The sequence below is a fragment of the Flammeovirga sp. MY04 genome (assembly GCF_001682195.2).
In the GTDB taxonomy this organism is placed as follows: domain Bacteria; phylum Bacteroidota; class Bacteroidia; order Cytophagales; family Flammeovirgaceae; genus Flammeovirga; species Flammeovirga yaeyamensis.
In genome coordinates, this window is sequence record NZ_CP003560.2 from 363003 (window position 1) to 376060 (window position 13058).

A 13058-nucleotide genomic window follows, 5' to 3' on the forward strand; every position below is an offset into this window, starting at 1 on the left:
TTATGTTGACCTTTTGATGGCCAACAAAAGTTGCGTTTCTACGTCTAATAAATCATGTTTGTGTAAACGAATTACACAATTCATATTCTTATATAAAGAGTTATTACTTACCACAATGAGAAAAACACTTACAATCATTTTAGGAACACTATTATTACTTACTAATGTAGTTTCCGCTAAAACAAAAACATCTATTGATAGAGTAGAACCTGCCTTTTGGTGGGCAGGAATGGTCAACCCTAAATTGCAACTACTTGTTCATGGAAATGACATTTCTGATTTGGATGTTAGCCTTTCTTATGAGGGTGTATTGCTAGATCAAGTAATTAAAGTTGATAATCCGAATTACCTTTTCCTAAATCTTACTTTAGATAAAGATGTTGAGCCAGGTAAATTCCCTGTTCAGTTTAAAAACTCAAAAGGCAAAGTGGTTTTCACTTACGAGTATGAGTTAAAACAACGTAGAGAAGGTTCTGCAGAAAGAGAAGGTTTCAGCAACAAAGATGCAATGTACCTTATCACACCAGACCGTTTTGTGAATGGCGACGAATCTAACGATACTGTTGAAGGTATGTTAGAAGGTGTTGATCGTTCAAATAAAGGTGGTCGTCATGGTGGTGATATTCAAGGTATCATTAATCATTTAGATTATATCCAAGATTTAGGATTCACAGCTCTGTGGATCAACCCATTATTAGAAAATAACATGGAAAGTTATTCTTACCATGGTTATTCAACTACCGACTACTATAAAATTGATCCAAGATATGGTTCTAACGAATTGTATGTAACTCTTGTAGCTGAGGCGAAAAAGAGAGGTATCAAAATTATCATGGACCAAATCGAAAATCACTGTGGTTTAAATCACTGGTGGACAAACGATTTGCCAACAAAAGATTGGTATAATTACCAAGATCTAGAAGAGAAGCCAGTGACTTCACACCAAAGAGCTACTTTAGCAGATCCTTATGCAACAGAATCTGATAAAAGAAGACATGCGGATGGTTGGTTCGTGGGTACAATGCCTGACTTAAACCAAAGAAATGAGTTATTGGCTACTTATTTGATCCAAAACTCAATTTGGTGGGTAGAATATGCTGATCTAGGTGGTATTCGTCAAGATACTTACCCTTACCCAGATGCTGATTTTATGTCAGATTGGTCAGGTGCGATCATGGCTGAATATCCAAACTTTAACATCGTAGGTGAAGAGTGGACTTCGAATCCTGCTTTAGTATCAAGATGGCAAAAAGGTAAAGTAAACCAAAACGGTTACGTATCGAATAGCCCTTCTATGATGGACTTCCCAATTCAAGAGTCTTTAGTGAATTCTTTGAACAAAGAAAAAGCACCATACCAACAAGCATTCAACGAAGTGTATGAGATGTTGGCGAACGATTTCTTGTATCCAGATCCATTCAACTTAGTTACTTTCCCTGATAACCACGATACACCACGTTTCTGGGATCAGGTAAATCATAACTTCGATTACTTTAAAACAGGTTTAGTATATATCTACACTGTTAGAGGTATTCCTCAAATTTACTATGGTACTGAATTAGTGATGGGTAACAACGATCCAGCTGGCGACCATGGTTTAATTAGAGAAGACATGCCAGGTGGTTGGGCAGGTGACAAAGTCAATGTTTTTGAAGGCAAAGGCTTAACTGATCAGCAAAAAGAAGCTATGGATTTAGTGAAAAAGTTAACCAACTTTAGAACAAAAACTACAGCTTTACAAGATGGTAAATTAACTCACTTTTCTCCATTAAACGAGGTGTATGTGATGTTTAGATATGATGATGATACAAAAGTAATGTCGATCTTCAACAAGAATACTGAAGAAACAACAGTAGATTTAGATCATTATCAAGAGGTACTAGAAGGAGCGAAAAAAGCAACTGATGTTGTAACTGGTAAAACATTCGATTTAACATCGGGTACAATTACAGTTCCTGCTAATTCAGGTACTATGTTAGTGGTTGAATAATCAAACAGTTAGACATAAATAGAAAGATCCACTTTATTTATTTAAAGTGGATCTTTTCAATTATATGAAGGTGTAATTGCTTCTAATCGTTAACATCAAAAAATAATTTGAAAAAATATAACAAAAAAGTCATACTTTTGTTGTTCATAGTGCAATTACAATTGTCTTTAAAACAAAGGCAACAAACATAAGCGTAATGAATAGAAACATCATTTTATTCGCTATTTCATTCGTTTTTATCTTCAGTGCTTGTGTACCGCTTAATGATGAAGATGACGTACTAATTAACGACCCGATTGAAAACGTTTTTCATGATATTGAGGTCTTGGGAGTACAAGATTCAGCTTCACAGTTAGCAGTGAGAGTGAAAATATTGGGATGGAATAGAGATAAGAGGTCGTCTTACACTTTGAATTATCTATTGATAAACGATTCTACTTCACAAATTGTAGAACAAACGTCGATTCCGTATGAAGAATTGACTATTAAAGATAATGTACTTAGTAAAGATTTAGAGTTTAACGATCTTGATAGTGCAACATTATATTTATTAGAGTTCAAAACTTTATTTGAAGATGAAACTTCTAATGCAGATACATATTTGTTATACACAGACGGGTATCTAGATGAATTTGATTCTACTAATGTGGAATAGTTAATTAACTATTCCACTTTTTGTATATGATCGATTGCATTTCTTTGTGGATAGAAGGAGCAGCAGCAATAATTTCTCGGTCTTCAATATAACTATCATTGTTACTAAAAGTAGAGACTATACCACCAGCTTCTTTTACTATAATACCACCTCCTGCAACATCCCATGGATTTAGGTTATATTCGAAAAAACCTTCAAAACGACCACAAGCCACATAAGCTAAGTCTACAGCAGCAGAACCCATTCTTCGTAAACCATGTGATCCTTCCATCATACCTTTTAAGATATTGATGTACTGAGGCATTTTTTCAAAATCGTAATATGGAAAGCCTGTAGCAATTAAACCAGATTTTAAATTAGTTTGCATAGAAACATGAATTGGAGAGCCATTCATAAACGCACCTCCATCTTTCCAGGCATAAAAACATTCGTTTAGATTCACTTCTCTAACAACGCCTAAACAATAATCGTTTTCAGATACTAAGGCGATACTGATAGAGAAAATAGGCACACCATGAATAAAGTTGGTCGTACCATCTAATGGATCAATAATCCAAGTTAAACCATTCTGTGACGGTTTATTTGTTCCTTCCTCCCCAATAAAACCGGCTTCTGGTAAAAGGGTAGTCAGTCCCTCGACAAGTTTTTTCTCTGCAGTTTTATCTACATAAGAAACCAAATCGTTAAGGCCTTTGTATTCTATTTTAGAACTATCGAAGTTTTGTCTTTCAATGGCAATAAATTCGCCTACCTTCTCAGTTAGTTTTACCACTTTATGGGTCAGATCTTTAAAATCCATTTTGTTCATTTTATAAGGTTATGAGCATGTGCTTATTTTGAATAGTAATATTAATCAAATCCCTCGTTTTTCCTTTCTTTTTTGCCTTTTTTCCTTTCTTAATTCCTTTCGTTTTTGTTTTTCTTCTTTGGATTTCGGTTTGAAGATATTTTTAAAGAACATCTCAACGTCTGTTCCCTCTTTATAATCTTCACAATTCATACTATTTGATAAATACGATGGGGTAGCATCAAATGGAATAAACCAATTTTTTAGCTGACGATCCTTTTGTACTTTTTGCAAGCTATAAGCGGTAATCGGTAAAGCCAATGCACTTCCTGATCCATTTCTTCCAGAAGAAAAATGGATTTGATTGGTCGAGGCACCAACTCTTGATATAATCACCAAATTTGGATTGTAGGTAGCAAACCAAGCATCTCCATAGTTTTGTGAGGTACCTGTTTTACCAGCTAATGGTAAAGTGACACCATATCTACTTCTCATTCCTACACCAGTGCCTTCATTCATTACTTTCTGCAACATGTCCGTCATTTGGATAGCGGTGTTTTCTTGCATTACTCGATGTGAGTAAGGAACTTTAGGAGCAGTATAAAGAACTGTGCCGTCTGCTGCGACAATTTCAGTAATCATACTTGGTTGCACATAAAAACCACCATTAGCAAAAGAGGCATAAGCTTCCGATAATTCCCAAATACTAGCATCTGTTGTACCCAATGCTGTTGAGGGAAAATCCTTTATTTCTTCTTCGAATTGAAGGTTGTCCCATAGTTCTTTGAGATCATCAAATGGAATTTTATTATAGATTCTAACCGTTGGAATGTTTAATGATTTCGCCAAAGCAGCTGCCATACTGTACATTCCTCCGGAGGTCTTACTATAGTTACTAGGCTTCCATCCTTCCTCATTTTCATCTAATTCATTTTTGATGTATTTACAAGGATAGTAACCGTTTTCAAGCCCAACAGCATATAAAATCGGTTTAAAAGTAGAAGCCAATTGTCGTTTAGCCATTACTTGATCATATGGATGAGATTGGAAATCTATACCACCAACATAGGCTTTCACTTCTCCATTTTGAGGATGTATCGCCAAATATCCAGCATGCAATAATAGCAACTCATTTCTAATACTATCTTTTACCGAGAGATCATCGACTTTATTTCCTTCCCAAGTAAAATATTCCTGCTTACTTACCGTATTCTCAACATTTAGTTGATTGAATTTTCTATCAATAATCTGTTGTAGCTCCGTTTTATATTTCTGCATTTTATACTGCTGAAATAAGGCTTCTTGCTTTTCTTTTAATTGACGTTCAACTGCTTCGATAGCGTATTTTTGAAGCTGGGCATTTAGTGTGGTATGAATTTTTAATCCATCCGCCTCAATATCATAGTGTGTTCCATTTTTCTGATTGTACTCCGTGATAATAGATTGAGCCTTAATTTTTACTCTTGATAAAAAGTAGTCAGCAATCCCATTATTTTCTTTATTGGCATAATCAAGTGATATGGGGAGTTTACTTAATGAATCGTATTGTGATTTTGTAATGTAGTCGTATTTCATCATTTGATGTAAAACGACATTACGTCTTTCCAAAGCATGTTCAGGATATTTTCTTGGGTTGTAATAAGTGTTGGCTTTCAACATCCCAATAAGAACAGCCGCCTCTTCAATCTTTAAATTGTTTACTTTTTTATTGAAGAAACGTTGTGAAGCCGTTTCAATACCATAGATACTTTCTCCAAAAGGAATAGTATTAAGGTAAAGGGCTAATATTTCGTTTTTAGAATAGAGTCGCTCTAATTGTTGGGCCGTTTTAATTTCTCCAGATTTATTAATTAACATGGAGAAAATACCGTAGTCTTTACGCCCAAACATATTTTTGGCCAATTGTTGGGTAATCGTACTACCACCACCACTACTTTTATCGCCTAACAAGACACTTTTAACCATCACTCTTAAGACGCTTCGAGAATCGACACCTTCGTGTTCGAAATAACGAGCATCTTCTGTGGCAACAAGGGCCTGTATCAAATAATCTGGGAGATCTTCGAACTGTGCATTTGTTCTATTTTCAGAAAAATATTTTCCTAACAATACCCTGTCTTCAGAAAAGACTTCAGAAGCTTCATCATTCTGGAAGCTTAAAATTTCATCATCCGAATAGGAAGGGCCAAAATATCCTCCTAAAAACAGTATTAGTAAAAGAACACCAATACCCATCAACCCTAAAAAAGAGGCGAGTAGAAGCTTCCAATGTTTCTTTGAGAAAGAAAGTATGATTTGAAAGTAATGATTAATAGGATTCATATCGAATCGTTGTTTGTTATGTAGATTTTGTTGGGGAACAGCAACAAAGGTAATAAAAAAATGATAAGCGTACACTTTGTGAATACTTACTAAATCTTAAGAGAATAGAGAACATTTGTACATTTTTTTCGGTAATCTTATTGAAAGAATATCAAATTATATCTCATGAAAAAAGTATTAGTAATCAACGGATCCCAAAAGTTTATGCACTCTAAAGGATCCCTTAACATCCATATAACACAGTTTTCCGAAGACTATTTAAAGAATCACCCAGACACAGAAGTGAAGGTGACGAATATTGATCTAGGCTATGACATTCAAGAAGAAGTAGAAAAATTCGTTTGGGCAGATGTAATCATTTACCATACACCAATATGGTGGTTCTCTATTCCATTTGCTTTTAAAAAGTACTTGGATGAAATCCTTACAAACGGAGAAGGAAAAATTTACAATAGCGATGGGAGACATCGTGTTGATCCAAAATTAAATTACGGAACAGGTGGATTACTAAAAGGAAAAGAATACATTTTGACAACATCATGGAATGCTCCAGAAGAGGCTTTTACCTTAAAAAATGAGTTCTTTGAAGAACAATCTGTAGATGCAGGCCCAATGTTTGGTTTTCATAAAATGAATCAGTTTATCGGTCTTAGCGGTGCATTCTCTTACCACTTTTATGATGTGATGAAAGATCCGCATATTGAGGAGAACTTGGCGGAATATAAGGAACTTTTGGATAGCTATTTTGGAAAGGAAGGGTAGGTGATAAGTAATAACTAATAGGGAAGAAGTAATAGGTAAGAGGGAAAGTTGAAGTTTTCTTTGGTTTTAGAATGAGGAGTTAGGAACTAGGAATTAGGAGTTGCTGAATTTACACTCGTTTTTTAACTAAGGAACTAAGGAACTAAGGAACGAAGTTGATGATTTTGTAATGTAAATAGAGAGGTGGTGTAACCCCTCAATTTTATCGATTATAAATCTACCGTTTTCTACAATCCAAGTTATTCACAATTTTATCGATATACTCATCTTCCCGAACGAGGGGTGGCAACCCCTCGAGATGTCGGGATAAGCCAAAATGTAAGTATAGAATCAGAGCCCTCTCGTTATGCCCGGGTAAACTAGAGATTCAAGTACAGAGACAGAGCACCTTCTAGATATAAGGGAGATACAATACTAAGAATAAGTAAAGTTACCCTACATAAACTAAAAGGCTGTACCAAAACAGATAAACCTGTTTTGGTACAGCCTTTTATTCTATATCAATTAGAATTACTTCTTAGCAGCAGCCAACTGTACACATACAGCTAGAACTCTTGTAGCTAATTTGATCTCGCCCATTGAAGGAAGAGTTGGAGCAATTCTGATATTTTCATCTTTAGGATCGTTCTTGTAAGGGAACGTAGCACCTGCAGCAGTTAACTTCACGCCAGCTTCAGCAGCTAAACGTACTACTTCTTTTGCACAACCTTTTGGAACGTCTAATGAGATGAAGTAACCACCGTTTGGATTTGTCCAAGTAGCAATTCCTTTATCACCTAGCTCTTTTTCTAGGATTTCGATTACTGCTTCGAATTTCGGAGCGATAATCTTAGCGTGCTTCTTCATGTGTTTTTCAACACCTTTCATGTCTTTGAAGAAACGAGTGTGTCTGATTTGGTTTAATTTATCAGGACCAATTGTAGACATCGATAAATGACCTTTCATCCAGTCGATATTTATTTTGGCAGCACCCATAGCAGCAACACCGGCACCAGCAAATGAGATTTTAGAGAATGAACCGAAGATCAATACTCTGTTCTCAGTACCTGCTTCTTTGGCTAGCTCTAAGATGTTCGCTAATTCGTCTTGTTCTTTAGATAAGTGGTGAACAGTATAAGCATTATCGTACATGATACGGAAGTCCTTTGCCGCCGTTTTCATTGTCGCCAAACGTTTTACAGTTTTCTTAGAACAAGTGATACCTGTAGGGTTAGAGTATTTTGGAACTACCCAAATACCTTTAATCGATTTATCTTCTGCAACCAATTTTTCTACCACGTCCATGTCCGGACCTTTTGATGTCATTGGAACAGTAACCATTTCAATTCCGAAGTGCTCACAGATAGAGAAGTGACGATCGTAACCAGGAGAAGGACAAAGGAATTTTACCTTTTGCTCACCCCAAGGTTTTTTACTTTCTGGGAAACCGTGAGTAACTGCATGAGAAATTGTATCATGCATTAAAGTTAAAGAAGAGTTACCTCCAACAATTACTTCATCAGTAGAAGAAACTTCTAAGAAATCTTTAAAGATCTCTTTCATTTCTGGAATACCATCAAGACCACCGTAGTTACGCGTATCAGCACCCGCTACAGTTTTGTAATCTTTCGATGTTACCAAGTCCAACATTGGTAACGATAGGTCTAATTGCTCAACACCCGGCTTACCTCTAGTCATGTCTAAAGCTAATCCTTGTGCTTTGTACTCTTCGTACTTTTTCTGTAATTCTTTTTTTGTTAGTGAAGCCATTGTCTAGGATGATTTATTAATCTTCTAAAACTGTGTTTAGATGTATGTAAAGTCTACTTCTAAAAAACTATTCAAACTTAGAGGATATTTTTTAATATTTAAATTATTTGATCAATAATTTATAAGATATTTAAAGTAAGTAGTTGATAGTAACGAAATTGATAAATTCAGTTTGTTTTATAACAACATAAGATCAAAAAAAGACCGCCACAATTAAGCGACGGCCTCTAGCAGTTAGTCAATAATAGCCTTTAGAAGTATTATTGTTTATCTTTAGATCTTACCAATCATAATAAAGGCACCCCAATATTTTGGTTCAGGGTATTCTTCTCTTAGTTGTTTTTTGGCAAGAGCAAATGCATCTCTTTTGTTATGTCCTTCTTTTAGCCAAAGTTGATAGAAGCTTATCATTAATTTCTGAGTGGCTTCATCAGATACTTCAAACAAACTCATGATAATATTGTCAGCACCCGCTACTAAAAAGGCTCTTTGAAGACCATAAACACCTTCACCTACTTTATTATCACCTTTACCTGTTTCACATGCAGACAATACGACCAATTCAGTTTCATCGAAATTAAGGTTCATTGCTTCGTAGGCAGTTAATACACCCTCTTCTTTGTTGAAAGCATACACATTATCAGTATCCATTAGATCACCTGCATTGGTAAGTAATAGACCCGATCTTAATAAAGGGTTGATGTCTTGTTGCGTATTGAAAAGCGATTTTGTGTTATTACTTTCCAAGTCATCCAAGAAGAAACCGTGAGTAGCAATATGGAACACTCTAGGTGATGTTAATCCCTTCACTGCTGTCTCTGTAGCGTCTTTGTTTAAGAATACTTGATCGTTTGTATGATCCTTAGATGATAACAGTTTATCCAATGCTTTTACTTCCTTATAAGTACCAGGAAGCTGTGTAATCGGACGAACAGTATACTGATTATATTGATCAGGTGTTAAGTCTTTGTAGAAAACAGGGTTACCAAACAACGAAACATTCATATTGTCTTTTTTATCTTCTTGTTCTGAAAGAATTTCAGCCGTAGAACTTGTAAGTACAATATTGTTTTGGTCGATGATGTAGGTTCCTTTATCAAGGTTAACAGGAATAGACTCTAAGTTTATTTGATTATATACCCCATCAGAAGAGAAATACACTTTAGTACCATCACCCACAACCTCATTGATTGGTTTCCAGAATGCAGCATAAGATTCCTCATCTGGGAAACCAAAAATTAAGTTAGTTTTATAGTAACCTAAGCCCTCAGTTTCTATCATATTGCCATTAGGGATGATTTTAAAGACAGGAGCCGTTTTTGTTTTCGGAGTAAGAATAAGTGCCGCATACATTACCGAATCGGTAAATACATTCGTGAAGTTTCTAAATCGGACGATCTCTACAGCTGCTTCACCATCAGCAAGGTTTTTCTGAATATCCTTCCACGAAATACGTTCTGAAATTCTATTGTTAAATACACTTGAGCGAGCACTTAATTCCTTTTCAAGGACATTAATTTCTTTTTCGAGGTTTTTAATATTGATTCCCTCTTCTAAGCGTTGTTCGATAGACATGGCAAACACCTTCGTCAACAACTCCTTTTTCTCTACCCAATTTTCAAAGTCTTTAATGAGGGTTGAATCACCACTATTTTGAATTTGAGTACGGATTTTTACCGAGCTACTTAACAACAAAGGTTTAGTTTGAAGTGCATAATCGTACATCTTACCATAAAGTTTCTTCTTCTGATAAGTGTTTGTTAGAGAGTAAAAATAGTTGTAATCGTTTTGAATCGATTTCCAATATTTTGCCTTCTCTTTAGCACTTAAAGTAGGGAAATATTCTCTGATGAAAATTTCATTCTGATCAAGTGCAATACTCGCATATTTTAAAGCTTTGTTATAAGAACCTGCCGCATAATAAGCTTGAGATCTCTTCAATGTAGATTTCACATAAAGTGGGTGATCTTTAGTAAAGATCTTACTGTAAATCTTTTGAGATAAATTATAATGATCTTCTGCTTGTCCATAAAACTCACGTTTCATTTCTAAATCACCTAATAGTAAAGTGATTTCGGCAGTATTTGTATTGTTTTCTGTTTTTAATTTATCGATCCAAATCTTATTGGCTTCTTTTAGTAGATCTTCAGCTTCTGCATATTCGCCTACCTCAATTTTTGCTAAAGCCAAGTTCTTTAAGGTAATAGCAAATACCGGGTTATCTTTTCCTAGTTGAATGGCTACAATGTTCACTGCATCTTTAAAGAGGTGCATTACCTCTTCGGCAGGGTAGCCCATGTATAGACCAATTAAAGCTAGATTAGTGTAGCCTTTTGCCACTTCAGTGTGACGTTCGCCATAGACTTTTTTGGTAATTTCTAATTTCTTTTGAGTGTACTCTTGAGCCAGTTCATAGTTACCCATTGCAATGGCAATTTCTGCTTTCACCTCAAGTGGTTCTATGTCTTGCTTGGTATCCTCTCCAAAGATTTCAATACTGATTTCGTGTGCACTTTGGGCAATCGAATCCGCTTTTATATAATCACCTTTAAGGTAGGAGAGTCGGGCCAACTGAGTGTATGGAACTATGAGCAAACGGCTGTGATCACCAAATCTTGCTGTTCTATGTTCAATTGATTTATTGATGATTCTCTCTGCATTAGAGAAGTATTCTTTCTTTAGGTAAATCTGAGCCTGAGTGTCATCGAAAGAAGATGAAGCCACTTTATCGGGAGAATTCTTTGATAAACGATTGGCTTTACTCAAGTTCTGGGAAGCGATATCATATTGTCCGGTAAGCACCTGAAATCTTGCCGCTGTTTCTAAAGCTGTAGCATGAACAACGTTTTGAGTGCCTTTACGGTAAGTATGACTATCATATAAATTCAACATTTCAGTAATCTGAGCATCAGCATCTGCATATTCACCCAAATCAATTGCAAAAGCTGCTGTACCTTGAAGGCCATTAATGTATTCTAAATGGTCGGTACCGTAATAATCGGCATAAGCTTTTTTGATTGAAGCACTTAATTCAGCCGCTTTTTGAGTATCGCCCATTAAAGCATAATAATTAGCTCTTTCTTTTTCCGCTTGTAATCTTTTGTAATGATGAGGACTCAAACGCTCCTTTATTACTGGAAGGTGTTCAGTGAAAAGTTCGTCTGCTTTTTCAAATTTATCAGAATGCATGGTCAAATAGGTCGCTTCATCAACTTTTGCAATGTGATAAGCAAGTGACTCTTTACCGTAATTCTTTTCTGTGTGTAATACATAATTGTCCAAAGCTTTCTGGGCAACTCCTTCCTCTTCTAAAGCTAAAGCGACTTTATAAAGTAACTGATTTGCCAAGATGTATTCTTTATGATTTTTAGGAAGTTGACCTTCGTTGAAAACTTCTTCTAGTATTTTTCCAGCACGCTCAAAATTTCCTCTCAAATAATCGTCCTTTGCAGCTAAACGATTGGAACAAGCTTGCTGAATACTGTTTTTACCAAAGTATAATGACGTGTTGGTATCAAAATCCCATTGCGTTTTTTCACCTTTAAAATGAAAACGTTGCCAAGCGTAATAGTCTACTAAATCTTCTTGAATCTTAAAGTACAACTGATGACTGATTCCTAACACTCTTTCCGCTCTATAGATGTTTTTTTCTAACATCTTTTTAGGAAGGATAGGGTCGATTTTACTTTCGATTATATTTAAAGTACGTTCATGAAAGTTACTGATATAGCTTTCATCGTCTTTACGGATGTTGGTTTCAATCCAAGTTTCAGTAGATAGAAGCACACTATCGGCCATATTGTAATTGCCAATTAAGCGATAAAGCTTTCCTTCTAATGTTTTAGAAAAAGCATATTCTCTTTTTAGACGTTTCTTCTCTCTACTCGAGAATTTAACGTCTTGGTGTTTATTCGATCTTGATTGATAAATAGTTTGACCGCTACTTTTATAAAATTCTTCGGCAGTCAACTGATAGTGAGTTAATGAAGTTTGAGCACTATCGTAATAGCCTAATGATAAATATAGCTCGGTTTTGACTTTAGCCCTCAGTAGATCGTCATCTTTACCTCTCTCTGCTAATTTTACTAACTTAGGATCATTATCAAGTATTTCGATGGCTTTTTGATACATGCCTTGTGCTGTTACTACATCACTATATTCTAAATATAAAGAAGAGGCACGTAGTAAATTATAGGCATAGCCAAAAGAAGCATTTTTTCGTTTTTTAGAGATTTCTAAAAATGCAGCAGTTGTTTCTTCAAATTCTTGTAGATTAGAAAGTACCAATTGATACTTCGCACGGTAATACAATAAATCGATTAACGCAGAGTCTCGTTTTTTGGCAATTTCTATCGCCTTATCGTTCCATTCTAAGGCCTTTTTATATTCACCATCGTCTGCATATTTCTGACTAATCTTTAAAAGATTGTCGATTTTATCGTTCACGCGATCTGCTTTAGACGGTGTAGCAGTTAAAATAAAGAATAGACAGCAAAGAAGAAAAGTAGTGTAAATCTTCATCATAGTAGATCTAGAAGCTTGAGTATTTAGATTTTGAGGTATAAATATAGAGAATTAGATACAAATGTAAATAAAAATTAACATATTCTGAATGTTATTACTATTTGAATTGATTAAGACACCTTTATAATATAAATTTGTAATAAAATTATATATTTACATTTAATACTATCATAGATGGGTTGTAAATACCAACTTTACACCATAATTTGATACTACGAAAACTTAATATCTGATTAATAGACTGATTACAGTAGAAGATACATACAAGA

General features: G+C 35.1%; 7 protein-coding genes. 3 read left to right on the forward strand and 4 right to left on the reverse strand.

Annotation, left to right across the window (positions count from 1 at the left end; all coding sequences use genetic code 11):
• Window positions 1–115 precede the first annotated feature (115 nt).
• Together MY04_RS01460 and MY04_RS01465 are read left to right on the forward strand one after the other, a co-directional pair.
• The gene (locus tag MY04_RS01460; RefSeq protein ID WP_066205287.1) at window positions 116–1990 is read left to right on the forward strand and encodes a glycoside hydrolase family 13 protein; all 1875 of its coding nucleotides are present in this window, start codon (window positions 116–118) and stop codon (window positions 1988–1990) included.
• Window positions 1991–2186: 196 nt separating this feature from the next.
• A complete protein-coding gene (locus tag MY04_RS01465; RefSeq protein WP_066205289.1) occupies window positions 2187–2645 on the forward strand; it encodes a hypothetical protein in 459 nt (152 codons plus the stop codon).
• A 4-nt stretch (window positions 2646–2649) separates the two neighbouring features.
• Here the strand turns inward: MY04_RS01465 and MY04_RS01470 are convergent, their stop codons facing one another.
• Window positions 2650–3444 (reverse strand): inositol monophosphatase family protein, encoded by a 795-nt coding sequence (locus MY04_RS01470; RefSeq protein ID WP_066212937.1) that lies wholly within the window; start codon window positions 3442–3444, stop codon window positions 2650–2652.
• 54 nt (window positions 3445–3498) lie between these two features.
• Entirely contained in the window at window positions 3499–5754 is a 2256-nt protein-coding gene (locus MY04_RS01475) for a transglycosylase domain-containing protein (RefSeq protein ID WP_066205292.1), read from the reverse strand.
• A gap of 165 nt (window positions 5755–5919) precedes the next feature.
• Between MY04_RS01475 and MY04_RS01480 the strand changes: the two genes are divergently transcribed.
• The gene (locus tag MY04_RS01480; protein ID WP_066205295.1) at window positions 5920–6516 is read left to right on the forward strand and encodes an NAD(P)H-dependent oxidoreductase; all 597 of its coding nucleotides are present in this window, start codon (window positions 5920–5922) and stop codon (window positions 6514–6516) included.
• A gap of 510 nt (window positions 6517–7026) precedes the next feature.
• Here MY04_RS01480 and MY04_RS01485 read toward each other — a convergent pair.
• Window positions 7027–8265, reverse strand: coding sequence for an aminotransferase class I/II-fold pyridoxal phosphate-dependent enzyme (locus tag MY04_RS01485; RefSeq protein WP_066205298.1), 1239 nt, complete (start codon window positions 8263–8265; stop codon window positions 7027–7029).
• A 273-nt stretch (window positions 8266–8538) separates the two neighbouring features.
• Complete coding sequence (locus MY04_RS01490; RefSeq protein WP_066205301.1) at window positions 8539–12789, reverse strand: CHAT domain-containing protein; 4251 nt, start codon at window positions 12787–12789, stop codon at window positions 8539–8541.
• Between the last annotated feature and the right edge of the window lie 269 nt (window positions 12790–13058).